Consider the following 26,896-nt stretch of genomic DNA (forward strand, 5'->3'; position numbering starts at 1 on the left):
TCATGCCTCGCTCCCTGTCCTTTTGAGCTCTTTAGCGACTGTTTCGATGCGTTCCAGAATGGCTTTCAGCGGACGGCGAAGCCTGTCGGCTTTCGCCCGGTCCAAAGCGAAGGGCGGTGCTTCCGTCGCCAGATGCGTCGATTGCGCCAGTTCCATCTGGATCGCGTGCACGCCCTGTTCCGGGCGGCCATAGTGACGGGTCGTCCACCCACCCTTGAAACGGCCATTGAGGATATGGCTGTAACACTCTGCTCCGGCTGCGATTTCTGCGGCTGCCCGTTCAATTTCAGTGGCGCAGGTCTTTCCCATATCGGTGCCGATATTGAAGTCCGGCAGCCGGCCTTCGAAGAGGAAGGGAATATGCGAGCGGATAGAATGGCAATCGTAAAGCACGACGACGCCATGGATCGCCTTGACGCGGGCGATCTCTGCGGAGAGCGCCGCGTGATAGGGCGCGTGAAAATCGCGCAGGCGCTCTGTTATGTCGACCTCCGTCGGACCTTCGCCTTCTTTCCAGATAGGCAGACCATCGAAATCAGTTTCGGGCACGAGCCCGGTTGTGTTCTGGCCGGGATAGAGGCTGACGCCTGCAGGATCGCGATTGGCATCTATGACGTAGCGGTGAAAGGTCGCGCGAACCGCGGTCGCGTCCGGCAGAAGACCTTGGTAGAGATCGTGGATATGCCAGTCCGTATCGGCGAGGATGCGGCCATTGTCGTTGAGCCGTTCCCGGATCGAGGCAGGCACGTCGGTGCCCGTGTGCGGAAAGCCGAGGATGACGGGCGAGCTGCCCTGCCTGACTTCGAAGACGGCCATGTCAGTTCTCCAGTTTCGGAAGAATGCCCGCGGAGACGGCGGCGGCCAATCGGCCCGACGCGACGAGATCGCCCGCGGCCTTGAGGTCGTCGGCCATGTAGCGGTCTTCCTCGATACTCGAGGAGACGCTGCGCACGGCTGCGGCAGCCTTTTGAAGTTCCGGGCTGGTGGTGAGCGGCGCGCGGAACTCGATGCCCTGCACCGCGGCGAGCGCCTCGATGCCGATGATCGAAAAGAGGTTTTCCGTCATCTGCAAAAGCCGGCGCGCACCGTGGCAGGCCATGGACACGTGGTCTTCCTGGTTCGCCGAGGTCGGCGTCGAGTCGACGGAGGCCGGATGGGAGAGCTGCTTGTTTTCCGACATCAGCGCCGCCGAAGTGACCTCAGCGATCATCAGTCCGGAGTTGAGGCCCGGCTTCTTGGCCAGAAAGGCCGGCAGGCCGTAGCTGAGCGCAGGGTCGACCAGAAGGGCGATGCGGCGCTGGGAAATGGCGCCGATTTCGCACACCGCGAGCGCGATCTGGTCGGCGGCAAATGCGACCGGTTCGGCATGGAAGTTGCCTCCGGAAACGACGGAATTGTCCGAAAGCACCAGCGGATTGTCGGTGACGGCATTGGCTTCGATCGTCAACGTGGCTGCGACGGAGCGCAGGAGATCGAGGCAAGCGCCATCCACCTGCGGCTGGCAGCGGATGCAATAGGGGTCCTGAACCCGCTCGTCGCCCTCGATATGGCTCTGCCGAATTGGGGAGCCGGTCAGCAGCTGCCGTAAGGCGGCGGCCGTGTCGATCTGGCCCTTATGGCCGCGCAGCGTGTGAATATCCGGATGGAAGGGGGCGGAAGAGCCCATGGCCGCATCGGTCGAAAGGGCGCCGGTGATGAGGGCGGCCTGGCCGGCGCGGTGTGCGCGGAAGAGCCCGGCAAGGGCGAGAGCCGTGGAGACCTGCGTGCCGTTGATCAGCGCCAGGCCTTCCTTGGCGGCAAGCGTTACCGGCGAGAGCCCCGCCGCCTTCAATGCAGCGTCGCCTTTCATGCGTTCGCCGGCAAAGAAGGCTTCGCCATGACCCATCATCACGGCGGCCATATGGGCAAGGGGCGCCAGGTCGCCGGAAGCGCCGACCGAGCCTTTTTCGGGAATGAGCGGGATCACGCCCTTGTCCAGCATCGCTTCGATCAGCCGGACGAGCTCCAGCCGAACGCCGGAGGCGCCGCGGCCGAGCGAGATCAGCTTGAGCGCCATGATCAGGCGCACGATGTCTTCCGTGAGCGGCTGGCCTACGCCGCAGCAGTGCGAGAGGATCAGATTGCGCTGCAACGTCGCCACGTCGGAGCTGTCGATCTTGATCGAGGCCAGTTTGCCGAAGCCCGTGTTGATGCCGTAGACCGGCGCATTGCCCGCCACGATCTCGGCGATCCGCGCTGCGGCCTTGGCAATGCCGGCATCGAAGGCGGCATCGAGGCGCGCCGGTGCGCCGGTCCAGTAGATCGTTTCGAGGTCACTGAGCGGAACGGAGCCGGGCCTGAGAATGACGGTCATCGGAGAATCCTTTCACCCTTGAAGATCCGCTCCCGAAGGGGATTGAAACCGATACGGTAGATCAATTCCGCCGGTTGATCGATGTTCCAGATGGCAAGATCCGCAGACTTGCCGGCTTCGATCGTGCCGGTCTCTCCGAGGATCCCGAGCGCACGGGCGGCCTCACGGGTAACGCCTGCGAGGCATTCCTCCAGCGTCAGGCGGAAAAGCGTCGCGGACATGTTCAAGGTGAGGAGCAGCGAGGTCAGCGGCGAAGTGCCGGGGTTGCAATCGGTAGCGATGGCGATGCGCGTTCCAGCTTCTCGGAGTGCTTCGACAGGCGGAAGCTGCTTTTCCCGGAGGGTGTAGAAAGCCCCAGGCAGGAGGACGGCGACCGTGCCGGCCTTCGCCATGGCGGCGGCTCCCGCAGCGTCGAGATATTCGAGGTGGTCGGCCGAGAGAGCGCCGTAGGAAGCAGCGAGCTTCGCGCCGCCGAGATCCGAAAGCTGTTCGGCGTGAAGCTTCACGGGCAGGCCGAGCGACTTCGCCCTGTCGAAGACCGAAGCGATTTCCGCCGGCGAAAAGGCTATGCCTTCACAGAAGCCGTCGACGGCGTCGGCGAGCCCTTCGGCGTGAGCTGCGGTGAGGCCTGGCAGGACGACTTCGGCGATGTAGTCGCCGTTGCGTCCGCGAAATTCCGGCGGGGTCGCATGGGCTGCGAGATAACTGGTGACGATGCGCACCGGGCGCAGGCTTTCCAGCCGGCGGGCGGCGCGCAGCATCTTGAGTTCGGCCTCGACGTTGAGACCGTAGCCCGACTTAACCTCGACGGTGGACACGCCTTCGGCGAGAAGGGTGTCGAGCCGTGGAAGTGCGGCCTCCACGAGTGCCTCGACGGAAAGGGCGTTGGTTGCCTCGACGGTCGAAGCGATGCCGCCTCCGGCACGCGCGATCTCCTCATAGGTCGCGCCTTCGAGGCGGAGCTGGAACTCCCGGGCGCGGTTGCCGCCATGGACGATATGCGTGTGGCAGTCGATCAGCGCCGGGGTGACCCAGCGGCCTTCGCAATCGAAGACCTGGTCGGCGCGAGCAAGCTCCGAAGGCAGACCGGCTTCGGGACCGGCATAGACGATCCGCTCGCCGCGAACGGCGATAACGCCGTCTTCGATGATCCCGAGTGGGCCCAGCTCCTCACGAAGTGTGGCAAGGCGTGCATTGCGCCAGAGGCTGGTTCTGGCAGGATTTGGGTTTTCGTTTCCGTCCATAGGTACCGCCCTTCTTCGCCAATAATGTATATACATAATACCGGCGATGACAAGTGAGAAATATGATCGGTGAGATAACGCGATGGGAGCTGCCGGCCAGAAGCACGGAAACAGGATCGGCATAGGGGGCGGCCGTTGTGACCGCGCCCCTGCCACACCACCCGGCATGCGGGTCCGCACCGGGCGGTTCGAAGAGTTGAGGTCAGGCGAGGCGGGGGATACGGAGGGCATCCATCCACCTGAGGGTTAGGACCGAATTGAGCAACATGCCGCTGTTGCGCCACCATCTGCGGCTGTTGACCGCGATCTGCCGTGCCACTTCGGGCTTGGCGCCCTTGGCAAGCAGGGCCTTGTAGGTGGTCTTGCCACGCTTCCAGTGCTTGAGCTGGATCGCGCGCACCCGGTGACGCATCCACTCCTCCAGCTCCTTGAAGAGCCTTGGAGTTTGTGCCAGCCGGAAGTAGGCTTTCCAACCCAGAACATAGACGCGCAGGCGCTCGGCCACTTCCGCCATGCTGCGCCCGCCCGAACGGCGGGTCAGTTGCCGGACGCGGCGCTTGAACGCCTTGAGCGGCTTGTCGGCCACCCGCCGCTTGACCGCGCCATCCCGGCCCCGCCAGAAGCTGAAGCCGAGGAACTTGCGGCCAAACACACTGGTAACCGCGCTCTTGCCCTCGTTGATCGTCAGGTGCAGCCGTCCGTAAAGCCGCCGCAGAAGCGCCATGACCCGTTCGCCCGCCTTGCGACTGCCAACGTAAACGTTGCAGTCGTCCGCATAGCGCACGAAGCAATGGCCCCGGCGTTCCAGTTCCTTATCCACCTCATCGAGCAGCACATTGGCCAGAAGCGGCGACAGCGGCCCGCCTTGCGGCGTGCCCATCACCCGCTCCTGGACCACGCCATGGTCCATGATGCCGCTGTTCAGATAGGCCCGGATCCGGCGGATAACCCGCTTGTCCGATATCCGTTTGCTGAGGCGGTCGATCAGGATGTCGTGGTTGACCCGGTCGAAGAACTTCTCAGGTCGACGTCCACGACAATCCGCCGGCCCGACTGCACAAGGGATTGCGCCGCAAGCACGGCCCCATGCGCACTACGGCCCGGACGGAAGCCGTGGCTGTGCTCGCTGAAAGCGGGATCAAGGAGCGGCTGCAGCACTTGCAGCAGCGCCTGCTGGATCAAGCGATCCGTCACCGTCGGGATGCCGAGCTCGCGCTCGCCGCCATCCGGTTTCGGGATCGTCACCCGTCGCACCGGCATCGGCCGGTACGTTCCCGCCAGAACCCGTTCGCGGATGTCAGGCCACGACGTGCGCAGATGAGCCGCGGTCGCCTCGATGGACAGACCGTCCGCACCAGCCGCGCCCTTGTTGGCCTTCACCCGTTTCCAGGCTCTTTGCAGGTTCTCGCGCGCCAGGGCCGCTTCCAGCAGCCCCGGCCCTGTGCTCTGCGCGTCACAGCGCGGGCAGGTCGCTTCATCGCTGCCCGGTTCAGACAGGGCTTCACCCTGTCTCCCCCCGGACCGCCCCGCTCTCGCGGGCATCTGATGCCTGGCTTCCTGCATCACTATGCCTCAAGCCCTCCTCTTCGTTCGGTCCTTCGCCGCGGATACGGCTACTACAACCTCTGCTGACTTCTCGCTCCGCCGGCGCACCACAGAAAAACCCCGAACTTCCGTCCGGGGCTTATGGAGAGAACTGAGGTCTGGCCTGCGTCGGCGACTATGCGGAAGCGGGAAGCTATTCCGCCGCCGCAGTCGCCAGGCGCCGCCGATGGGATCGCAGTCCTGCATAAAGGACGGCGAGTGAAGCCACCGGAAACAGTGCCGCGAAGAAGCCGAGATCCGCGGCAGCCGTATTCTCGAGCACCCGTCCGCCGATCGCCGTGCCGGTCGCGATGCCGAGATAGATCGCCGAGGCGTTGAGCGACAGGGTCAAATGGGCAACCTCCGGCGCGAAGCCGACTATGCGGCTCGCCTGGGCCGGCGGAAACGCCCAACCGACGATTCCCCATGGCACCATTATGCCGATCAGCAGCAAGCCGGCGAGATCGCGCGTGAGGAAGTGCAGGCCGAAGGCGATCATCAGCGAGACCGCGAGCGCGGAGATCAGCGAAGCTGTCACCACGCGCGTGGCGCCGAGCCGGTCGGCCAGATAGCCGCTGGAGAGATTGCCGATCACCGCGCCGACCCCGAAGGCGAGCAACAGCCCCGGCAGCGCCAGTTGCGAAAGCCCGGCTCCGTCGATCGCCAGCGGGGCGAGATAAGAGATGATCATGAAGCCGCCGGTGAGATACAGAAACGTCACCATGAGCGACGAGGCCACGCCCGGACGGCCGATGGCGCCGAAGCGCTCGGACATTGTCAGCTTCGTTCCACTGAGGCCCCGCGGCAGGCGCAGCCAGAGCACGGCAGCGCAGGTGAGCCCAAGCAGAGCGACCGCCCCGAACGTGCCGCGCCATCCCCAGAAGGCGGCAATCAGCGCGCCGAGAGGCGCGCCCAGCGCCACGGCGAATGTGGTGCCGCCCACCACGATTGAAATCGCCAATGCGCGGTGCTCCGGTCCTGCCAGTGAAACCGCCGCCGCTTGCGCCGTGGCGGCAAACAGTCCGCTTGCCATTCCCATCACGATCTGGGCGAGCAGCAGCGTGGTGAAGGAGACGCTCATCGCCGCGATGCAGTTGCCGACGACGAATACGAGCATTGCAGTCACCAGCAGTCGACGCCGGTCCGCCGCGCCGGCCAGGGCCGAAAGCAGCGGCGCGCCGATGGCATAGGAAAGCGAGAACAGCGTGATCAGGTGCCCCGAATGGGGAATGGTCGTGTGCGTGTCGGCAGCGATCGACGGCAAAAGGCTTGAAAAGACGAAGCCGACCGTGCTCATCGTAAAAGAGCCAACGGCGAGCCAGATGATGCGCTTGTCCATCGGGAGACCCCGCTTGTTCAAAAGATATTGAACTATTGAACTTGGTTGCTCGCCGTGTCAATATGCCGAGACTGCTAATCGTGGATCCAATGACCCTACCGCATCCCACCGCCGATCAGATCACCCTGTCCAATGTCCTAGTGGCCCTCGGCGATCCGACGCGCCTGGCGATCGTGGGCTATCTCGCCCGCCGCGCCGGACGGCCGACCATGTGCCTGAACTTCACGGATTTCGGCTCCAAGACCAATATCAGCTATCATCTGGCCAAGCTGCGCGAGGCGGGCATCACGCGTACCGAGGTCTCCGGTACCAGCCGGTTGATCACGCTGCGGCGCGACGATCTCGACATCCGCTTTCCCGGCCTCCTCGATTCCATTATCACCGCCGCGGTGGACCTGCCCATGGTCAAGAAGATCGAGGATGCAGAGGAGGAGGCCCTGGCACAAGGCGAGGCGCGATAAAGAACCGCCCGCCTCTTCTTCAGGCAGGGTGATGGCGCTTAGCTGAGTGCCGCTCGACCAGCGCGACGAATTGCCGGCCCGCCACATCCAGCCTGCCGCTGTTGTCGATGACCGTTACGTCGGCATCGGCGATGACGTCGGGTGCCTGCCGCGTCAGGCGGCGGAGCACGTCTTCCTCGCTCTCCCGGCCGCGCTCCGCCAGCCGTTTCGCCAGCACCGGCGGCTCGGCGGTGATCACCGCAACGGCGATCGTACCGAACGCCTGACGAATGGCGGGGAGGGCGGCGCGGCTGCCGTTTACGATCGCGGTCATGCCTTTGGCGATCTTTTCGGCGATCTCTGCCGGGATGGCGTAGCTCAACCCATGCGCCTGCCACGAAACGGCGAAAGCGCCGCTCCGGCTCATCTCCTCGAATTCGGCGTCGGACACGCTTTCGTGCACTTCGCCGCCTGCATCCGACGGTCTTGTGATCGCCCGCCGGACGAAGAGAATATCGGGCCGCTGCGCGAAATGGCGGGCGGCAAAGCCCATGACGCTGTCTTTCCCGGCACCGCTCGGACCGACGACGACGATGAGCGTTCCGGATACTCGATCGGCGGTGGTCATGCGACACGCCGTCCTTCGCGCCAGACCGAGCGGACGACCGGTATGCCCTCCGGCCGGCGAACGCGCGCGATGTCGGCGCGCAGCCCCACGGCGATCCGGCCGCGATCTTCGAGCCCGACTGTGCGGGCGGGCGTCGCCGTCACCATCGCAATGGCCTCGGGAAGGCCGATCGATTCGACCTCGTCTGCCAGAATGAAAGGCGCATGGATCAGGCTGAAGGGAACGTAATCGGAAGAAAGCACGTCGAGGACGCCGCGCTTCGCGAGATCGCGCGCGGCGATATTGCCGGAATGTGACTTACCGCGCACGATATTGGGCGCGCCCATCAATACGCTGAGGCCCGCGCGGTGCGAGGCTTCCGCCGCCTCGAAGCTTGTCGGGAACTCCGCAAGGCGAATGCCGTAGCCGATCGATTCTTCGACATGCTCGACCGTCGCATCGTCGTGGCTGGCGACCGTGATGCCGCGCTCGGCGCACGCTTTTGCGAGCGCGTTTCGATGCGGTGTCGCATAGCGAGCCGAGAGCGCCTGCTGACGCTCGATGAATGCGGCGAAGGCATCGTCGGTAAGGCCGCGCTTGGTTTTGTAGTAGAGCGTGTACTGGTCCATCGTCTGGAACTGGCGCTGCCCGGGCGCGTGGTCCATCAGCGAAACCAGACGGACCTGCGGGTCGTTCCGGAAGTCCTCATAGTGCTCCAGCACGTCGGCGGTCGACACTTCGCAGCGCAGATGGATCAGGTGATCGGCCCGCAAACGGCCCTCTTGCTTGGCCTGGGCGAGCGCATCGGCCATGCTGCGCATCTCGCCCTTCGGAAAGCCGCTGTCCTCGTCCGAGCCCAGGCGCAGACAATCGAAGACGGTGGTGATGCCGGAGGTGACGACTTGGGCGTCATGGGCCTGGATGGCCGCGATCTTCAGCCAGCGAACCCCGGGGCGCGGAGAATAATGCGCCTCGAGATGGTCGGTGTGCAGTTCGACCAGCCCGGGCAGCAGGTAGTCACCCTCGAAATCCTCGCCCGCGGCGCTCGCCCCTTCGGAAATGTCGGCGATCCTGCCGTCGCGGATCAGCACCGAACCGTCGAGGATCCGGTCCTCCAGAACGATGCGGGCGTTGGTCAAAACCTGTTCTTTGGGCATGTCATGCGATCTTTCGTTCGGATGCGCCGCCAAGCGGCAGCAGGGAATGGACGGTGAAAGGAGCGCCGCGGCGCTCTTCGGCGAAAAGCGCAATCGTCGAGACGGCAAGCGGCTTGCCGATGAATTCGGCGAAGACCGTTTCGAGCGCCATTCTCATGGGCCGCTGCATTTCTTCCGGCACCGGCCCCGTAAGTGTCAGATGGAACTGGAACTCCTCGAAGACGTATGGGTAGCCCCATGCGGCCAGGTACTCGCGCTGACGCTGCGTAAGCCTCTCCGGATTGCGGCGGGCGAGATCGGCTTCCGAAAGCGGCGCCCGGAATGGCTCGAAACGGCGAACCGCCTGCTCCGCAAGGCGCTGCAGGGGCGGCCAAGGCTCGGCGGAGACGAGCGCGAAGAAGGGGCCGATCTGATGCAGGACGATCTCCGGCACTTCGAACGGCTCGATCTCCGCGGCGAACTCGTCGAAAGCCGCGATCAAGTCGGCTTCACGGCGGCTGGAGCTAAGCCCGAAGGGTGCCTTCAGCGTCCCGTGGAAACCGTAACGGCGGGGCTCGGTCGTCAATGCCATCTGCTCTTCACATCCTATTGCCGGATTTTCCGGGCAGTCCAGGGCGCCGCCGGTGAACGCGTCGCGTCCCAGCCAACGCGAGGCGGTCTGCGACAGCCGGTCATCGGACGGCGGCGCGAAGTAGATTGCATAGCGCACGGGTTCACACTCTCTTCATCAGTCGCCTCGACGCAGTTTGCCCCGAGTCGATGGTTCGCGGGATGAAATGCGCAGCTAGCCGATTTGCATGACAACATCATGATGACATCGGCTCAGAACGCAAATCGGTTCGGAGCGGGATGGATTGTTTGCAGCTTCGCCTGCTCCCGCTCCAGTTATCTCGAATCAGTTCGTCATTATCCGAATCGGCCGATCCGTTTCTAGATCACAATGATTCTAGGTCGGGTCGACCCAAAAACATCAACGTGATCGATTCCAAGAAGTTGAGACGCGGGATGCGGGCGGAAAACCGCACACTTTTCCTCATCCCGCTCTAGTGTGTACGGCCAATGAGGCGCGATCGGCAGAGATTGGAGATGCTGTCGAAAACGAACACGACCATCAAGATCAGCAGCACCATATAGGCGACATTTTCCCAATCCGAATTTGTGCGCATCGCCTCCCACAGCTTTAGGCCGATCCCGCCGGCGCCGACGGCGCCGATAATGGTGGCCGAACGCGTGTTCGACTCCCAGAAATAGAGGGCCTGGCTGGCAAAGACCGGCAGGACCTGCGGCAGCACGCCGAAGCGCTGCACGGCGACCGGCGCGGCGCCGACCGATTTGACGCCCTCACGCTGCTTGTCGTCGATATTCTCGAGCGCTTCGGAGTAGAGCTTGCCCAGCGTGCCCGTGTCGGTGAAGAAGATCGCCGAGATGCCCGCGAGCGGCCCGGGCCCGAAGGCGCGCGTGAAAAACAGCGCCCAGATGAACATGTCGACCGACCGCAGGAAATCGAAGAAACGCTTCACGAACTGATTGGTGAGGCGGCTCGGCGTGATGTTGCGCGCCGCGAGGAAGCAAAGCGGGAAGGCGATGAAGGAGGCGAAGAGCGTTCCGACGAAAGCCATGACGATCGTCTGCAGGAGCTTGGTCCACACGTCCAGATGCTGCCATTCCGCATTGTAGAGGATGTTGTTCCAGGCAAGGGAGAGATTTGAGCGCGCCGGATCGAGCCGTTGTCCGGAGACGATCAAGGAGGCGACTTCGCTGTATGGCTTCCCGAAGAAGGGCGAGTTGGTGTCGAAGAGGAAATTCACCCAGCCGAAGAAGCGATTGCGGATGGAGACCTCGTCGCCCTCCACTTCGGCCCAGCCGGTGGTGCCGAAGGACAGCGTCACCTTCTCGCCCGGCCGCTTCTGGATCGCCCAGGAGGGAAGGGGTCCTTCCGGCGTCACGTTGTCCGCGCCGTCGACCTGAAGCACGAGCGTCTCGCCCGAGTGTGTGACTGTCACCAGCTTTTCGGCGACGTCGATACGCGTGGAGCTATCGAACTTCACCACGGCGTGCGTGACGGCTTCTTCGGTGCGGGTCGTGGCGGCATCTTCCTGCGGCGTCGAATTCGTGTCGGCGCCGCGCGCCGCGTTGGGCGCCATGAAGCTGAAAGAGGAGGCGGTCTTTGGCTTCTGGACTTGCGCCGCGGCCGCCGGAGCGGCGACGGTTCGCGTCACCGTCTCCTTTTCGAGCGTGACCCATTCCGGGCTTGGATCGTCTCCAAGCGGCGAATTGCGCCCGAAGGACACGCTCATCGTTCCATCGGGTGCGACGGCGATCTCGGGCCGCACTTCGTAAGATACCCAGTCTGCGAGATAGGTGCCGGCAATCCCCCAATTGGCATTGGCGAGCACGTAGCCGATCGAGAAGAACCACCAGCTGAAGATCATGTAAAGAACGACGCCAGCCGTTATCAGTGCCGTACTGCGCCGCTTGGCGGCCGACGACTGCAGGAGATGCGGGTGGCGCGCTGCGATAGCTTCCATTTCGCGCGCATCGAGGTTTGTCGAGGCAATCATGATGCGGTCCTATTGCGCAAGCTGAAAGGCCTGGTCGCCGACGAGGCGGCGGCGAAGCCAGGCGGAGAACTGATCGACGGCGAAGATCGTGGCGAAGAGCAGGAGGACGATCGCGAGCGTCTTCGCTTCATGCCCCTGGCCGATCGACAGACGCAGGAGTTCCCCGATTCCGCCCCCGCCGACGGCGCCGATGATCGTCGAGGCGCGCACGTTGATTTCGAGCCGGAGCAGAAAATAGCTGGTGAAATTGGGCAGCACCTGGGGGACCATGCCGAACCAGACCCGCTCGATCCAGTTGGCGCCGACGGCACGCAGACCTTCCTCCGGTTTCATGTCGGCATTCTCGACCACTTCGAAGAACAGCTTGCCGAGCGCGCCGATCGTGTGGATCGACACCGCAGCGATGGCGGGAATAGGCCCAAGCGAAAGGATTGCCAGGAAAAAGCCGGCGATGACGACTTCCGGAAAGGCGCGCAGGATTTCCATCAGCCGGCGTACGATGCCCCTGATCCAGGGATTGGGCATCAGATTTTTCGCGGCGAGGAAGCACAGGATGAAGCCGAAGAAGACTCCGATGATAGTCGAAAAGATGGCGATGTTCACGGTCTCCAGCATCTTGTGAACATATTCCGGGATGTAGAAGCTCTCGGTCACATAGAGGCGCCCATCCGGGTAATTGTATTTGAAACTGCCGTCGTCATAGGGCGAAGGCAGGTCGAAGAGGGCGCGAATGATCTCTATCGGATCGCGCGGCATGAGATGTCCGACGAAATCGAAGAAGTGCGGCAGCCGGTCGAAGAACTTGCCCGCGTTCGACTCGTTCGCGAACCAGAGCGAACTGAAAAGCGTCAACGCGAGAAATGCGAGACCGAGCCAGGTATAGAGACGCCGGCGATTGTTGAGCTCCTGCCAGTGACGCTCGATAAGAGCGCCGTTCTCGCTGAGGTGCCGTGTAGACACGGAAGTGGCCATTGGGTTTCCGGCTGGGGGCCGGCCTCTAGAGCGCTTCCGGGAAGAGGAAGTGCGTCGTTTCAAAAAGTAGGATCGTTTGATCGAGACGATCCGGAGCGGCGGCTGCAGGTGCCCGATAGTCGAACGCCGGCCGCAGCTTGGCGGCCGGCGCAGGATGACGCGTTCGGCGATCAGCCGCCGATCGTCGCCTTGCGGGCGTCGATGATCGGCTTGTAGAAATCGCTGTTGACCTCGACGAAACCGGTGAAGTCGCCGCCCTGGATGGCGGAGAAGCAGGCTGCATCGGTCTTCGGCAGATCCATCATGAACTGCTTGAACTTGGCCTTCATGTCGTCGTTCAATGCGGTACGCACGACGATCGGGCCGTTCGGTATCAGCGGCGACTTCCACAGTTCGACGAGGTCGTTCATGTCGACGATACCTTTGTCGACCATCTTGCGCAGGTTGCCCGAGGTGTAGCCGTCCTTGAACTCGCCGACGCCCGAGCCGAAGGTCGTGCCGGCATCGAAGGTGCCCTTCACGACTTCAAGCACGAGGTTCTCGTGACCGCCGCCGAAGCCGGTCTCGCCGAAATATTCCTTGACCGGCGCGCCGATCGCTTCCGGCAGCGTGACGAGGGGAACGAGATAGCCCGAGGTCGAGTCCGGATCGGCGAAGCCGAGCTTCTTGCCCCTCAGGTCTTCGAGCTTTGTAATGCCCGAGTCCTTGCGGGCGACCATGATCGAATGATAGCCCGTGGAGCCGTCGGTCTGGACGGTCGTCAGGATCGGCTCGACCGCGTCTGCCTTGGCGAGATAGATCTTGGCATAGCCGGAGGCGCCGAGTTCGGCGTAATCGAGCGTGCCGCCGAGGAGGCCCTGGATCACGCCGTCATAGTCGGCCGCCGGGAAGAGGGAGACCTTCTCGACGCCGATGGCTGCCGGGAGCTGATCGACGAGGCACTGGTAGTTGCGCAGGCGGTCGGCTTCGTTTTCGCCGCCGATGATGCCGACGCGGAATTCCTTCAGGTCTTCGGCCTGTGCGTGGCCGACGAGGGCGAAAAGCGCGACCGCGCTCAGAAGAGCTTTTTTAAGCATTGGGTTCGTTCTCCCGTTTTCCCGGACGCGCCGGGGTCTTTCTCGGTTTCGAAAAGGCGCCCTTGACGCGGGCATTCGATCGCGGCGGACCTTAAGGGCCGGCCAGTGCCAGCGGCTTCAAGCCGGCCGATGCTGTTTCCCGCGGGGCTTCCGCGGGGGTGTTGATGCTGGTCGAGGTCATCGACTCCTCGATCGCCGTTTCCGCGCCATAGATCGCCGCGACCGCGGCGGCGGTAAGATCCTTCGGCTGCCCGTCGAAGACGACACGGCCATGCGCCATGCCGATGACCCGCTCGCAATAGTTCCGCGCGGTATCGAGCGTATGCAGATTGGTAATCACGGTGATGCCGTCGCGCTCGTTGATGTCGCGCAGCGCGTCCATCACGATCTTGGCGTTGAGCGGGTCGAGCGACGCGATCGGCTCATCGGCGAGCAGCACCTTCGGCTGCTGCATCAGCGCGCGGGCGATTGCGACGCGCTGCTGCTGCCCACCCGAGAGCGTGCCGGCCGGCTGAAGGGCGGTCTGTTCGATCCCCAGACGCTCCAGTGCACCGATCGCCATGATGCGCTCTTCGCGGCTGAACATGTTGAGGACGCTCAGTACGGTGGATCGATGGTTCAGTCGCCCGAGGAGAACATTGGTCAGCACGTCGAGTCGAGGCACCAGATTGAACTGCTGGAAAATCATCGCGCAGTCGCGCTGCCAATTGCGCAGAGCCGCCCCCTTGAGCGAGGAGACCTGTAGGCCGGCGAATTCGATCGAGCCGGAGGAGGGGTCCACGAGACGGTTTATCATGCGCAGGAGTGTCGACTTGCCGGCGCCGGAGCGACCGATAATGCCAACCATCTGACCCTGCGGTATGTCGAAGGTAACCGAGCTGACGGCTGTCTTCTTGCCGAACTGGCGGGTTACGTTCTTCAACTGAAACATTGGCAGCAGTTCCTCTTTCGGGGAGACCGGTCATCGGTATGACCCTGCCATATCCGCGCTTCATGAAAGCGCAGTGTCAGTTTCGTGTAGGTTCTGTAACAGTGCACAGGTGCGGTTCATGAACCTCGAACGCTTCGGCCGCAGTCATCGTGACCTGTGAGACCCGTCACCCCCGCAACCTGCGGCGCAGGTCGGCTTCCAACCGCGGATCGAACGGCAGCGGAAGTGCGGATTGGTCGGTGCCGAAGCCGCAGCTTTCGGCAATCGCCTTGGCTTCACGCTTGAACTTGCCGATGGAGACTGACCGGCCCTGTTCGAGCCAGCCGGCCCCGTGGAGGATGAAATCGGCGCCGGAAAGCAACGAAGCTGCGGTCGCACGCGCGCCTTCGCTGCCGGCTTGGCCGTCGTCCATCTTAGCCGATGTGACGCCGCCTTCGCCGCGAACCGGCACGCCCAGCCGGCGAGCGAGTTGGACCGCATAGATCTGCACCAGATGCGAGGCAGGATCGCCATAGCAGGGCAGCATGCTGCGCATATCGAAGGGAATGCCGAACAGTCCCATCACCACCGGCGCGCCCGGCGACCAGAGCTGTGCGAGGGCCAGCCCTGCCAGGACCTCGGCATATCCCTGAATCAACGTGCCTGCACCGGTCACCGGCGACGTCGCTCCCATCATCATGTAGGAGGTCACCATGCAAGCCTGACGGCGCTGCGCGATCGCGCGCAGGCACTTCAGCGGATTTTCCTTGTACGTCAGCGGCGGCGTGGCGTTGATCAGGTGCAGCAGTTCGCATTCTCCGGCCTTCGGCTCCCGCCCGACCGCCATCGAGACCGCGTCGATCACCTGTTCGGCGGCTTCCGGAGATGCGATGGTGCCCATGAACGGTTTGTCGGACAGTGTGAGGTGGGCGAGCGCCATCTCCATGGGCCGGTCGGCCTCCGCCACATCGTTCAGCACGCAGATCATGTGGCCCGTGTTCGAGATTGCCGGTGCCGCATGGGCCATCGAGACCAGCCGTCGGTAAATCTCCAGCGATCCGGCAGCGCGGCGGCCGTTAGGGAGCAGGACGTTCGGCGCGCCGTAGATCGGTGCGATGGCCGCAGGTTGGCCAGCGCCTATTCCGGTGTCGCGGTCCGGATTGCGGCCTCTAAGGACGAAGCTCTGCGGTGCGCTTCCCCTGATGATCTGACGCAGGCGAGACCCTTCGAGGAAAACGCGGTCGCCCTTTATGATACCGCCGTGCTCGCGCCAGAGGTCGAGCGTCTCCGGGTCGTCCTCGAACCGAATGCCGACCTCTTCGAGGACGCGATCTGCTCCCGCTTCGATTTGCCCGAGCGCCGACTCGTCGACCGTGATGATCCCGTGGCCCGTCAGGGCCGATCCGAGATCGGAACTCGAGATCGATTGCAGACCAAGCATCGGCGATTTCCAATTGGCTGGGCGCGCTGCCCTTTGTCGAGCTAGGTATCACGTCTGCGGGCGGGAATTTGTCGCGATTGCGACCCGGTTCGCGAAATTGCTTCAGCTCTGCAGGCGACCCGGGTCGAATTGTCGGGGATCGAGCCCTTCGGCCCGGAAGCCTGCGGGCGGTGCGGTGTCGCGCAGAAGGGTGCCCGCCAGCGCGCCAAGCGCAGGCGAAGTGAGGATCCCATAGCCGCCCTGGCCGGCCAGCCAAAAGAAATCCGGGCAGCCTGGCGCAAAACCGATGACGGGCAGCCGGTCGGGGGAAAAGCTGCGCAGACCCGCCCAGCTCTTGACGATTCTTCTTACCGGGACCGTCGTCGCCTCCTCGACGTAGTGTGCGGCCCAGGCGACGTCGATCTCCTCCGGCTGAACGTCCGATGCTTCGCACGGCGTCGCGTCGGCGGGCGAGGCGAGCAGCCTCCCTCCCTCGGGCTTCATGTAAAAGTCTTCGTCTACCTCGTTGATTTCCGGAAGCTTTGCTGCATCTATGCCTGCAGGCAGGTCGACGGTGATGGCGGTGCGCCGATGCGGGACGATGCCGCTCGGGCTTACGCCGAAGACCCCGGCAACCGGGTCCGCCCAGGCACCGGCCGCGTTGACGACGACCTTGGCCCCGATCTCACCGGCCGCCGTGCCCAGCAGCCAGCCCGATCCATGATGCCGAGCGGCACGGATTTCATGGCGCTCGAGGATGTCGCAGCCGTTGCGGCGGGCGCCCTTGACGTAGCCCTGGAGCAGGTTCTCGACTTCGATGTCCCAGAAATTCGGGTCGTGGAAGGCGGCTGCGACATAGTCGGGCTTGAGGATCGGAACGCAGGCAAGCGCCTCGTCCTTCGTGAGCCGCTGGATTTCTGGTGTGAATTCGCGTTCTTCGGCGAGCAGCTTTTCAAATCGATCGAGTTTCCCGGCACCGGCGATCACCACGCCGCCGCGCTGCCTTAGCAGCGGCACTTCGCTAAAGCCTTCCGGCGGCCGATCGAAGAAGGCCCTCGATATCGTCGCGAGCTTGCAGATCTCCGGCGCGTTGTATCTGAGAACGAACTCGGCGGCCGAGCGGCCGGTGCTGTGATAGCCGAGCGCCTCCTCCCGTTCCAGGACGGCGACGGAACGATGCGGGCTCAGAAAATAGGCGAGCGACAAGCCGGCGATCCCGCCCCCGATAATCACGACGTCGTAGTTTGGCATGTACCGCTCCCGCAACTTGCCGGCGGAGAATAGGGACGGTTCGGGCACCGCTCAAATTTATAGTGGAAAATGTCGTTATCAATCCTGCTGATGGTAGCAATGATCCAACGCTTGGGTGTCGGCGACATGGGCGAGGAAGGCGGCTTCGGCCGGATTGAGAATGGAATTCGGATTCGAAATGCGGAAAACGTCGGTCGTCGGCAGGTCGCGATAGGGGGGCAACTGCCACAAATCTCCCGCCGCGAGGGCCTCGCTGGCGATATGGTCGGGCAGCATGCCGATCCCGACATTGGCGGCGATCAGCCGCATAACCTCCTCGACGTTGCAGGAGACGCCCCGAACCTGCTGGCCGAAGGAGCCTACGGCGCGGACTGCGGTCACGGAATTCATGTGCTGACCGCCGAGCACATCCGCTATGAAGGCGATGTAAGGATCGCCGCGCAGATCGTGGAAATCGACACCTTCGACGCCGAAAAGCCGGTGGCCGCGGCCGCAGTAGAGCGCGTAGCGTTCGCGTATGTGGAAGCTCTTGTTCAAACCCTCCGGTATGATGCCGTCGCAGAGACCCATCGTCGCAATGTTGCGCTCGACGGCGCTCAACACGTCGACGGTCGTTGCCACCGTCATGGAAATCGTGACCTTCGGATGCATGCGGAAGAAGCTGCCGAGCTTCCGGTCCCAGGCGGGATTGTGGGCGTGGCTCACCGCATGGATGTTGAGATGGCCGGTGATCTCCTCGCCCGCCGTTTCCAGAACGTGCGGCAGGCGAATGACGGCCGCGAAGATGTCGCGGCACTGGAGGTGCAGTTTCTCACCTGCTTCCGTCAGATCGAAACGCCCCGGACGGCGGTCGATCAGTTTCTGCCCGATGGTCTGCTCGAGCCGTTTGAGGGCCATGCTGACGGCGGGCTGCTGCAGGAGCAGCCGATTTGCGGCCGCCGTGATGCTGCCTTCCTCGACGACCACGACGAAGGTGCGCAACAGGTTCCAATCGAGATTGTGGGCGAAACGTTCAAGGCGGTTGTTGGTCATGGTGGCCGGCGGAGCGAAAATGTACTTTATGCATATTCAGAAGAATGGTCGCTTGCACAAGGCCAATCGCCAATGCGTCGATCAGATGAATCATGCAGCAGGCGCATGAGCCAGTGTCTCAATTTCGTTTGAAAGCCTTGATCCGGCTTGCGATAACACAGACGCGACAATGCGACGGGAGATAGAGATGGCCGGCAAAAGCCAATTCCAGTGGGACGATCCGTTCCTCCTCGAGGATCAACTGAGCGAAGACGAGCGGATGATCCGCGACACGGCGCGCGCCTATGCCCAGGAAAAGCTGCAGCCGCGCGTGATCGAAGCTTACCGCGAGGAGACGACGGACCCGTCGATCTTCCGCGAGATGGGCGACCTCGGCCTGCTCGGCGTGACCGTGCCCGACACCTATGGCGGCGTCGGCGCGTCCTACGTCGCCTACGGTCTCGTCGCACGCGAGGTGGAGCGCGTCGATTCCGGCTATCGCTCGATGATGAGCGTGCAATCGTCGCTCGTCATTTATCCGATTTTCGCCTACGGCTCGGAAGAGCAGAAGCGGAAGTACCTTCCGAAGCTTATCAGCGGCGAGTGGATCGGCTGCTTCGGGCTGACCGAGCCGGACGCCGGCTCCGATCCGGCGGGCATGAAGACCCGGGCGATCAAGACCGAGGGCGGCTACCGTCTGGTCGGCTCCAAGATGTGGATCTCCAATGCGCCGCTCGCCGATGTATTCGTCGTCTGGGCGAAATCGGAAGCGCATGACAATGCCATCCGGGGCTTCGTGCTGGAAAAAGGCGAGAAAGGCCTTTCCGCACCGAAGATCGGAGGCAAGCTCTCGCTGCGCGCCTCGATCACCGGCGAAATCGTACTCGACAATGTCGAGGTCGGAGAGGAGGCGCTGCTGCCGAATGTCGAGGGGCTGAAGGGACCATTCGGCTGCCTCAACCGTGCTCGCTACGGAATTTCCTGGGGCGCGCTCGGGGCGGCCGAATTCTGCTGGCATGCGGCCCGCCAGTACGGTCTCGACCGCAAGCAGTTCAACCGACCGCTCGCACAGACCCAGCTTTTCCAGAAGAAGCTCGCCGACATGCAGACCGAGATCGCGCTCGGGCTGCAGGGCTCGCTCCGGGTCGGACGGCTGGTGGACGAAGGCCGCATGGCGCCGGAGATGATCTCCATCGTCAAGCGCAACAATTGCGGCAAGGCACTCGATATCGCACGCATGGCCCGCGACATGCACGGCGGCAACGGCATTTCCGAGGAATATCAGGTCATGCGCCACATGATGAACCTCGAGACCGTCAACACCTATGAGGGCACGCACGACGTGCATGCGCTGATCCTCGGCCGCGCCCAGACCGGGCTGCAGGCCTTCTTCTGAGCGCCGCCGCTATGGAAGCGCCGCTCAAGGGCATCCGCGTGCTCGAACTTGCCCGCATTCTGGCGGGGCCCTGGATCGGGCAGACCCTCGCCGATCTCGGCGCTGACGTCATCAAGGTCGAGAGCCCGGCCGGAGACGACACCCGGACCTGGGGACCTCCCTTCGTGACAGGCGAAGACGACGAAAGGCTGGATGCCGCCTATTTCCACGCGTGCAACCGCGGCAAGAGGTCTGTCGTTCTCGATTTTACGACCGCAGAGGGGCAGGAGGCGGTGCGCCGCCTTGCCGCGCAATCCGACGTTTTGCTCGAGAACTTCAAGGTCGGCGGCCTCGCCAAATACGGCCTCGATTATGAAAGTCTGAGCAAAGTCAATCCGCGGCTCATCTATTGCTCGGTGACCGGATTCGGTCAGGACGGGCCCTATGCTCATCGCGCCGGCTACGACTACATCGTCCAGGGCATGAGCGGCATCATGGACCTGACGGGCGAGCCGGATCGCGAACCGCAAAAGATCGGCGTTGCCTTTGCCGATATTTTCACGGGGCTCTATGGTGTCATCGCCGTTCAGGCGGCCCTGGCGCAGCGGGAACGCACGGGCGAGGGCCAGCAGATCGACATGGCGCTGCTGGACTGCATGACGGGCGTGCTCGCCAATCAGGCGCTGAACTTTCTCGTTTCCGGCAAGGCGCCGCGCCGGCTCGGCAATGCCCATCCGAATATCGCACCTTACCAGGTGTTCCCGACCTCCGACGGGCACCTGATCGTCGCCGTCGGCAACGACCGGCAATTCGTGAAATTCTGCGAACTCCTCGGCCGACCGGACCTCGCGGCCGACGCGCGCTACCGCACCAATGCAGACCGCGTGCAGCACCGCGACAGCCTGACGCCGGAACTTGCGGCGGAAACCGCGAAATACGAGAGGGACACGCTGCTCGAAAAGCTCGAAGCGTCAGGCGTTCCCGGCGGCTCCATCAACACCGTCGCCGACGTATTCGCCGATCCGCAGATTGTTCATCGGCAGATGCGGGTGGACACGCCGCATACCGGTGCAGCCGCGGGAACATCGCCGGGCGTCAGAACGCCGATCCGCTTTTCCGGCGCAACCCTTGCGCTGGACCGTGGCGTGCCTCGGCTCGGGGAACATACGGCGGAGGTGCTGGCGGAGATCGGAATGAATTCGCCGAAGGGCGGATAAGTTAATTTGAGCCCTGAATATATGCCCCTCACCCTAACCCTCTCCCCGCAAGCGGGGCGAGGGGACGAGTGCGAGGCCGCCGCGAGTCCCCTTCGCCCCGCTTGCGGGGAGAAGGTGGCCGGCAGGCCGGATGAGGGGCTTTTCTCCAAGTGCCTTTCACGGCTTCATTGAAACATCGAAACGTTAATGCCTCACTCCTTCAAAGCACGGCCGAATACGCGCGACAGCCGTTCTGCAAAGGCACGCGGGTCCTCGGGCCTGTCGCCGTCGAGGACGCGTGCCTGGTCGAGAAGAAGCTTGACCGCGTCCTCGCGGAAGGCCTTGTCCTCCGAGGGGCAGGTGGCAAGCGCGGCGATCAGCTGATGGCCGGGATTGATTTCGAGGACGGGTTTTGGCGCGCCCTCGATACGCCCGGCACCCTGCAGCATCTTCTGGAGCTGCCGGTCCGGTCCCTGTTCGGGCGCAACCAGGCAGACGGCGCTTTCCGTCAGCCGGTCGGAGGTTCGCACGTCTGAAACAGCCTCGCCAAGAGTCTCCCTGGCGAAGCTCACGAAGTCGGTGACTGCGGCGCCTGCTTCCGGGGAAGCGGCGGCCGCATCGTCATTCTTGGCGATGCCCGCGAGATCTGCCGCACCTTGCGTGATCGACTTGAACGGCTTTCCATCGAAGTCGGGCGCGGTCGTCACCCAGAAGCTGTCGACCGGGCACGTCAGGAGCAGCACCTCGATGCCGCGGGCGCGAAAACCTTCGAGCTGGGGCGACGCCTTCAGCTGGGCGAGGTTGTCGCCGGTCAGGTAGTAGATAGCCGACTGGCCTTCCTTCATCTCCTTGACGTAGTCGCTCAAGGCGCGCGGCTTGTCGTCATCCGCGGTCGTGCGGAAGCGCGACAGCGCAAGAAGCTGGCCCCGCCGCTCGAAATCTTCGTAAATGCCCTCCTTGATCACGCTGCCGAAGTTTTCCCAGATCTTGGCGAAGGCCTCGGAATCGCTTTCCGCAAGCTTTTCGATGCTTGTCAGGACGCGGTTCGTCAGCCCCTTGCGGATATTTGCGAGAAGAGGACTTTCCTGGATCATTTCCCGCGAGACGTTGAGCGGCAGGTCGGCCGTGTCGACAAGACCGCGCACGAAGCGCAGGTAGCGCGGTAGCAGCTCCGCCTCGTCGGTGATGAAGACGCGCTTGACGTAGAGCTTCATCCGGCCCTTGCGATCGGGGTCGAAAAGATCGAAGGGCTTCGAGCCCGGCACGAAGGCAAGCGCGGTATATTCGTGGCGCCCCTCGGCGCGGAAATGTACCGTCAGCGCCGGCTCGTCATACTGCCCGGCAACGCCGCGATAGAAATCCGTATAATCGTCCTTGCTGATCTCGCTTTTCTGCTTCGTCCAGAGCGCCGTGCCGTCTGCGACCTGTGCCGGTTCTGCTCCGGGCTTTTCGACGATCGAGATCGGAACCGGCACGTGACCGGACTGCTCCTTGACGATGCGCTCGACCGTCCAGCGCGAGGTGAAGGTCTTGGCCTCGTCCATCAGATGCAGCGTAATGCGCGTACCGCGCGCCGGCGCGTCTGCGAGATCGACCGCCGAAACCGTGTAGCTGCCCTTGCCGTCGGATGCCCAGTGCCAGGCCTTGTCGGTACCGGCGCGGCGGGAAACGACATCGACATTGTCGGCGACCATGAAGGCCGAATAGAAGCCCACGCCGAACTGGCCGATGAGCTGGGCGCCGTCCTTGTTCTGCGCTGCATCGATCCGCTCCATGAAGGCGCGCGTGCCGGAGCGTGCAATCGTGCCCAGCGATTCGACAAGCTCGTCGCGGCCCATGCCGATGCCGTTGTCCTCGATGACCAGGCGGGCATTCTCCTCGTCGAGCGTCAGCGTGATGCGCGAGCCGGGATCGCTGCCGAGGAGCTCCGGGGCGACGATCGCTTCGTAGCGCAGCTTTTCGCAGGCGTCGGCCGCGTTCGAAATCAGCTCGCGGAGAAAGACGTTCTTGTCGGAATAGACGGAGTGCACCATCAGGTGCAGCAGCTTCGCCACATCGGCTTCGAAGACATGTTTCTCTACGGACGTTTCGACTTCACTCATCGCGTTTTCGGCCTCCTTGATGTTTGCTCCCAATTGGCAAGCCGCGGCCTGAATTTCAAGGGTCGTCTTGCGGCAGCCCCGCTTCGGTGCGAAGCTCCTTTCCGATGGAAGCGCTGCTCGTCATCAATGCCGGCTCGTCCAGCCTGAAGTTCCAGATCTTCGGGATCGCCACGGCGGGGCTCGAGCGGCAGGTTCGTGCGAAACTGGACGGCATCGCAACCCAGCCGCGCCTGAAGGCGACGGCAGCCGACGGCACCGAGCTCATCAATCGGCGCTTAGATGCGACCGCCGTTCCCGACCTTCCCGCGGCCCTCTCGGTAGCACGCGACTGGCTGGCGACGCTTCGCGGTTTCGACCTCCGGGCGATCGGCCACAGGGTGGTGCATGGCGGTCCGGATTACGTCCGGCCGGTGCTGATCGAAACGACGGTGCTCGACCGTCTGGCAAGCTATCAGGACCTCGCGCCTCTGCACCAGCCCAACAATCTCGCGCCGATCCGGCTCGCCATGGAAATCAAGCCCGACGTGCCGCAGGTTGCCTGTTTCGACACGGCCTTCCATCGGGGCCGTGCCGAACACACCGATTGCTACGCCCTGCCGCGCACCTTCTATGAGCAGGGTGTGCGGCGCTATGGCTTTCATGGGATTTCCTATGAATATATCGCCGGTCGGCTGCGCGAGGTGGCGCCGGAGGTCGCCCGCGGCCGGGTGATCGTCGCCCATCTCGGCAGCGGCGCGTCGATGTGCGCGCTGAAGGACGGACGCAGCGTCGAGACGACGATGGGCTTTACCGCGCTTGACGGGCTGCCGATGGGCACGCGACCGGGCCAATTGGATCCCGGCGTCGTTCTCCACCTGCTCACGGATCAGGGTATGAGTGCACAAGCTGTGTCGGACCTCCTCTACCATCGGTCCGGCTTGAAAGGTCTCTCCGGCATATCGAACGACATGCGCGAGCTTCTGGAGAGCGATGACCCGCGCGCTTCCTTCGCGATCGACCATTTCGTGCATCGCTGCGCGCTCGATGCCGGCATGCTGGCCGCAGCCTTGGGCGGCCTCGACGCTTTCGTCTTTACCGCCGGTATCGGCGAAAACTCCGCGCCGATCCGGGCCCGTGTTTCCGAAGGTCTCGCCTGGCTCGGCGCGGAGCTCGATCCGGCCGCAAACGATGCAGGCGCCTCGGTCATCTCGAAGGCAGGGAGCCGTGTCGCGCTCCACGTCATGCCCACCGACGAGGAACTGATGATCGCCCGCCAAACGCTGGCGATCATCCGTGCTCGTTGAAGACGGCTCAGGACCTAATCGTGCCGACAGGCCCGGTCAGATGTTTCCCATGCAGAGATATTTCATCTCGAGATAGTCCTCGAGACCGTGGCGGGAGCCCTCCCGGCCGATGCCCGATTGCTTGATGCCGCCGAAGGGAGCGGCCTCGGAAGACATGCGGCCCGTATTGATGCCGACCATGCCGTATTCCAGAGCCTCGGCGACATGCCAGACCCGCTTGAGGTTCTCGGCGTAGAAATAGGCGGCGAGACCGTAGATCGTATCGTTCGCCTCGGCCACCACCTGCTCGGCGGTCTCGAAGCGGATGATCGGGGCGATCGGCCCGAATGTCTCTTCCTGGGCGATGCGCATGTCGTGCGAGATGCCGGTAAGCACGGTCGGTTCGAAGAAGGTGCCGGTCGTTCCGATCCGGCTGCCGCCCGAGCGCACTTGCGCTCCCTTGGCTACGGCGTCGGCCACATGCGCCTCGATCTTGTCAATCGCGTGGGCGTCGATCATCGGACCGATGGCGACGTCGGGAGCAAAACCGTCACCGACCGTGAGTTCGCGCACGCGCGTGACGAACTTCTCGGCGAATGCGTCATGCACCGCCGATTGCACATAAATGCGGTTCGCCGAAACGCAGGTCTGGCCGGCATTGCGGAATTTCGCCTGGACCGCGCCGTCCACCGCCTCGTCGATATCGGCGTCGTCGAAGACAATGAAGGGGGCATTGCCGCCGAGCTCGAGGCTCACCTTCTTGATCTGGTCGGAGCATTGCCGCATCAGCAGCCTTCCGACCTCCGTCGATCCGGTGAAGCTGATCTTGCGGACCTTGGGATTGCCGCAGAGTTCGCGCCCGATCGGCGCGCCTTCGGAGGCGTAGAGAAGATTGAGCACGCCTTCGGGGAAGCCTGCCTTCTCGGCAAGCACGAACATCGCGCCTGCCACCAGCGGCGTCTGTTCGGCGGGCTTCAGGACGATCGTGCAGCCGGCGGCAAGCGCCGGGGAAATCTTGCGGGCGACCATCGAGGCCGGGAAATTCCAGGGCGTGATCGTGCCGACTACGCCGACCGGCTGCTTGATCACGAGCATACGCCGATCGTTGGCGGGTGCCGGGAAGGTCTCGCCGTAGACGCGCTTGGCTTCCTCCGCGTACCACTCGACATAGGATGCGGCGTGCAGGACTTCTCCCTTTGCCTCGCCGACGGGCTTGCCCATTTCGGCCGTCAGGATCGCGGCGAGGTCGTCGGCGTGCTCGACGATCAGGTCATGCCAGCGGCGCAGGATGATGCTGCGATCCTTGGCCGGCTTGCCGGCCCAGAGAGGCTGGGCGAGGGCGGCCGCGTCGATAGCCGTGCGTGCGTCATCGATCCCCATGTCGGGAAGCGTCGCCAGTAGCTCGCCGGTCGATGGGTTGGAAACATCGAAGACGGGGCCGGCCGGCTGCCCGGAAGACCGTGTGACCTCGTCGAGGGAGGCGAAGATCTTCGGTCGCCGGATGTGTCTGGTGAGTGCGGGCGTCAGGGCCATCGGGAGTCCTCCCACGACGCCTGCGGCGACCGCAGGCCTCGCTTCTATTCCTTGTGAGGGCGCGGATCATGCGCCCCGGCATGGGTGACCGCGATAGCGGCGGGCCCGGCAGCCGTCAACCGCGTGCTTCGAGGATCGATGCCTCGATAGTGTCGAGGGCTTCTGCGAAGACCTCGTCCTGGATCGTGATCGGCGCCAGGAAACGGATGACGTTGCCATGGACGCCGCAGGTCAGCAGGATGAGCCCCTTTTCGAGGGCAAGGAGGCGGACCTTGTTTGCGAATTCGGCGCTCGGCAGGTTCGTCCTCACGTCGTTGAATTCGACGGCGTTCATGAAGCCGGGTCCGCGGATGTCGACGATTTCCGGTGCTTTCTCGCGGATCGCCGCAAGGCGCTGTTTCAGCCGGTTGCCGAGCTGGTTCGCCCGCTCGCACAGGTTCTCCTCGGCAATCACGTCGAGGACGGCATGCGCGGCGGCGATGCCGAGCGGATTACCGCCATAGGTGCCGCCGAGGCCGCCCGGCCCGGGCGCATCCATGATTTCGGCGCGGCCGGTGACGGCGGCAAGCGGAAAGCCGCCGGCGAGGCTCTTCGCCATCGTCGTCAGGTCCGGCGCGACACCGTGATGTTCCATGGCGAAGAGCTTGCCGGTGCGGGCAAATCCGGTCTGCACCTCGTCGGCGATCAGCAGGATGCCATGCTGGTCGCAGACCTCGCGAAGCGCCTTCATGAAGGCGGTCGGGACCGGATAGAAGCCGCCTTCTCCCTGAACCGGCTCGATGATGATCGCTGCGACGCGGGCCGGATCGACATCGGCCGCGAACAGCTTCTTCAGCGCCGAAAGCGACTGCTCGACAGTCACGCCGTGAAGCTCGATCGGGAAGGGGGCGTGGAAGACATCTGCCGGCATCGCGCCGAAACCGACCTTGTACGGAACGACCTTGCCCGTCAGCGCCATGCCCATGAAGGTGCGGCCATGGAAACCGCCGCCGAAGGCGACGATCGCCTGGCGGCCCGTCGCGGCCCGCGCGATCTTCACTGCGTTCTCGACGGCTTCCGCGCCGGTCGTGACGAAGATGGTCTTCTTCGCGAAGTCGCCGGGCACGATCGCGTTCAGGCGCTCCGCCAGATGCACGTAGTTCTCGTAGGGCACCACCTGGTGGCATGTATGGGTGAAGCGGTCGAGCTGCGCCTTGACGGCGGCGATCACCTTCGGGTGGCGGTGGCCTGTATTGACCACGGCGATGCCGGCGGCAAAGTCGATGTAGCGGTTGCCTTCTTTGTCCCAGATCTCGGCGTTTTCCGCGCGATCGGCATAGACCTGCGTGGTCATTCCGACACCGCGGGAGATGGCTGCATTCTTGCGATCTGTGAGGCTCGTCATCGTTGTCGTCCTGGTCGAGAGGGAATATATTGCATTTTTTCTGCAACTTTTCTCAGGAAGAGGTACATTTTTCAGGATGGATTGCAAATCAAATTTGCTGATCGAGACAAAACCCGGAT

23 protein-coding genes are annotated in these 26,896 nt (G+C 63.6%); 4 read left to right on the plus strand and 19 right to left on the minus strand.

Annotation, left to right across the window (positions count from 1 at the left end; genetic code table 11):
- The 6 genes from hutG to JOH52_RS19120 all read right to left on the minus strand — a co-directional run bounded on the left by hutG (position 1) and on the right by JOH52_RS19120 (position 6,520).
- Entirely contained in the window at positions 1 to 816 is an 816-nt protein-coding gene (gene hutG / locus JOH52_RS19100) for an N-formylglutamate deformylase (RefSeq protein WP_010975686.1), read from the minus strand.
- 1 nt (position 817) lies between these two features.
- The gene (gene hutH, locus JOH52_RS19105; RefSeq protein ID WP_013850715.1) at positions 818 to 2,353 is read right to left on the minus strand and encodes a histidine ammonia-lyase; all 1,536 of its coding nucleotides are present in this window, start codon (positions 2,351 to 2,353) and stop codon (positions 818 to 820) included.
- Positions 2,350 to 3,597: an imidazolonepropionase gene (gene hutI / locus JOH52_RS19110; protein ID WP_013850714.1), complete on the minus strand. Its 1,248-nt coding sequence runs from the start codon at positions 3,595 to 3,597 to the stop codon at positions 2,350 to 2,352. Before hutI ends, hutH begins: the two co-directional genes overlap by 4 nt.
- Positions 3,598 to 3,799: 202 nt before the next feature.
- Positions 3,800 to 4,663, minus strand: a complete 864-nt coding sequence (locus JOH52_RS36805) for a reverse transcriptase domain-containing protein (protein WP_318852087.1) — start codon at positions 4,661 to 4,663, stop codon at positions 3,800 to 3,802.
- Positions 4,582 to 5,139, minus strand: coding sequence for a reverse transcriptase domain-containing protein (locus JOH52_RS36810; RefSeq protein ID WP_234833327.1), 558 nt, complete (start codon positions 5,137 to 5,139; stop codon positions 4,582 to 4,584). The genes JOH52_RS36805 and JOH52_RS36810 overlap by 82 nt, the downstream gene beginning before the upstream one ends.
- Positions 5,140 to 5,335: 196 nt before the next feature.
- Positions 5,336 to 6,520 (minus strand): MFS transporter, encoded by a 1,185-nt coding sequence (locus tag JOH52_RS19120; RefSeq protein WP_014530449.1) that lies wholly within the window; start codon positions 6,518 to 6,520, stop codon positions 5,336 to 5,338.
- Between the two features lie 89 nt (positions 6,521 to 6,609).
- On the opposite strand from JOH52_RS19120, the gene JOH52_RS19125 reads away from it, so the two are divergent.
- Positions 6,610 to 6,981 carry an ArsR/SmtB family transcription factor gene (locus JOH52_RS19125; protein ID WP_013850711.1) on the plus strand — a complete coding sequence of 124 codons (372 nt, stop codon included), beginning with the start codon at positions 6,610 to 6,612 and terminating at the stop codon, positions 6,979 to 6,981.
- Between the two features lie 19 nt (positions 6,982 to 7,000).
- Here the strand turns inward: JOH52_RS19125 and phnN are convergent, their stop codons facing one another.
- From phnN to JOH52_RS19175, 10 genes are all read right to left on the minus strand, one after another.
- Entirely contained in the window at positions 7,001 to 7,588 is a 588-nt protein-coding gene (gene phnN / locus JOH52_RS19130; RefSeq protein ID WP_013850710.1) for a phosphonate metabolism protein/1,5-bisphosphokinase (PRPP-forming) PhnN, read from the minus strand.
- A complete protein-coding gene (locus JOH52_RS19135) occupies positions 7,585 to 8,724 on the minus strand; it encodes an alpha-D-ribose 1-methylphosphonate 5-triphosphate diphosphatase (RefSeq protein ID WP_014527214.1) in 1,140 nt (379 codons plus the stop codon). Before JOH52_RS19135 ends, phnN begins: the two co-directional genes overlap by 4 nt.
- Before the next feature lies 1 nt (position 8,725).
- Entirely contained in the window at positions 8,726 to 9,433 is a 708-nt protein-coding gene (locus tag JOH52_RS19140; RefSeq protein WP_013850708.1) for a DUF1045 domain-containing protein, read from the minus strand.
- 334 nt (positions 9,434 to 9,767) lie between these two features.
- Entirely contained in the window at positions 9,768 to 11,285 is a 1,518-nt protein-coding gene (gene phnE / locus JOH52_RS19145; protein WP_017272146.1) for a phosphonate ABC transporter, permease protein PhnE, read from the minus strand.
- A 9-nt stretch (positions 11,286 to 11,294) separates the two neighbouring features.
- Positions 11,295 to 12,257: a phosphonate ABC transporter, permease protein PhnE gene (gene phnE / locus JOH52_RS19150; protein WP_014527213.1), complete on the minus strand. Its 963-nt coding sequence runs from the start codon at positions 12,255 to 12,257 to the stop codon at positions 11,295 to 11,297.
- 170 nt (positions 12,258 to 12,427) lie between these two features.
- On the minus strand, positions 12,428 to 13,333 hold the full coding sequence (gene phnD, locus JOH52_RS19155) for a phosphonate ABC transporter substrate-binding protein (RefSeq protein WP_017272145.1): 906 nt from the start codon (positions 13,331 to 13,333) through the stop codon (positions 12,428 to 12,430).
- A gap of 91 nt (positions 13,334 to 13,424) precedes the next feature.
- Entirely contained in the window at positions 13,425 to 14,264 is an 840-nt protein-coding gene (phnC, locus tag JOH52_RS19160; RefSeq protein ID WP_014527211.1) for a phosphonate ABC transporter ATP-binding protein, read from the minus strand.
- Positions 14,265 to 14,430: 166 nt separating this feature from the next.
- Positions 14,431 to 15,684, minus strand: coding sequence for a trimethylamine--corrinoid methyltransferase (locus JOH52_RS19165; RefSeq protein ID WP_015243074.1), 1,254 nt, complete (start codon positions 15,682 to 15,684; stop codon positions 14,431 to 14,433).
- A 102-nt stretch (positions 15,685 to 15,786) separates the two neighbouring features.
- Positions 15,787 to 16,914, minus strand: a complete 1,128-nt coding sequence (locus JOH52_RS19170) for an NAD(P)/FAD-dependent oxidoreductase (RefSeq protein WP_107010393.1) — start codon at positions 16,912 to 16,914, stop codon at positions 15,787 to 15,789.
- 78 nt (positions 16,915 to 16,992) lie between these two features.
- Complete coding sequence (locus JOH52_RS19175) at positions 16,993 to 17,946, minus strand: LysR family transcriptional regulator (protein ID WP_014527210.1); 954 nt, start codon at positions 17,944 to 17,946, stop codon at positions 16,993 to 16,995.
- 187 nt (positions 17,947 to 18,133) lie between these two features.
- Here JOH52_RS19175 and JOH52_RS19180 point away from each other — a divergent pair, with 187 nt between their 5' ends.
- Entirely contained in the window at positions 18,134 to 19,321 is a 1,188-nt protein-coding gene (locus tag JOH52_RS19180) for an acyl-CoA dehydrogenase (RefSeq protein WP_014530441.1), read from the plus strand.
- A gap of 11 nt (positions 19,322 to 19,332) precedes the next feature.
- Positions 19,333 to 20,517 carry a CaiB/BaiF CoA transferase family protein gene (locus JOH52_RS19185; protein ID WP_017272144.1) on the plus strand — a complete coding sequence of 395 codons (1,185 nt, stop codon included), beginning with the start codon at positions 19,333 to 19,335 and terminating at the stop codon, positions 20,515 to 20,517.
- A gap of 191 nt (positions 20,518 to 20,708) precedes the next feature.
- Here the strand turns inward: JOH52_RS19185 and htpG are convergent, their stop codons facing one another.
- On the minus strand, positions 20,709 to 22,598 hold the full coding sequence (gene htpG / locus JOH52_RS19190) for a molecular chaperone HtpG (protein ID WP_026031309.1): 1,890 nt from the start codon (positions 22,596 to 22,598) through the stop codon (positions 20,709 to 20,711).
- A gap of 104 nt (positions 22,599 to 22,702) precedes the next feature.
- Here htpG and JOH52_RS19195 point away from each other — a divergent pair, with 104 nt between their 5' ends.
- Positions 22,703 to 23,881, plus strand: coding sequence for an acetate/propionate family kinase (locus JOH52_RS19195; protein WP_017264564.1), 1,179 nt, complete (start codon positions 22,703 to 22,705; stop codon positions 23,879 to 23,881).
- Positions 23,882 to 23,917: 36 nt separating this feature from the next.
- On the opposite strand, the gene JOH52_RS19200 is transcribed toward JOH52_RS19195, so the two are convergent.
- Complete coding sequence (locus JOH52_RS19200; RefSeq protein ID WP_010975707.1) at positions 23,918 to 25,393, minus strand: NAD-dependent succinate-semialdehyde dehydrogenase; 1,476 nt, start codon at positions 25,391 to 25,393, stop codon at positions 23,918 to 23,920.
- A 115-nt stretch (positions 25,394 to 25,508) separates the two neighbouring features.
- Positions 25,509 to 26,777 carry a 4-aminobutyrate--2-oxoglutarate transaminase gene (locus JOH52_RS19205; RefSeq protein WP_017264565.1) on the minus strand — a complete coding sequence of 423 codons (1,269 nt, stop codon included), beginning with the start codon at positions 26,775 to 26,777 and terminating at the stop codon, positions 25,509 to 25,511.
- Positions 26,778 to 26,896: the final 119 nt, after the last annotated feature.

Origin of the sequence: Sinorhizobium meliloti (assembly GCF_017876815.1) — a bacterium.
GTDB classification, from domain to species: domain Bacteria; phylum Pseudomonadota; class Alphaproteobacteria; order Rhizobiales; family Rhizobiaceae; genus Sinorhizobium; species Sinorhizobium meliloti.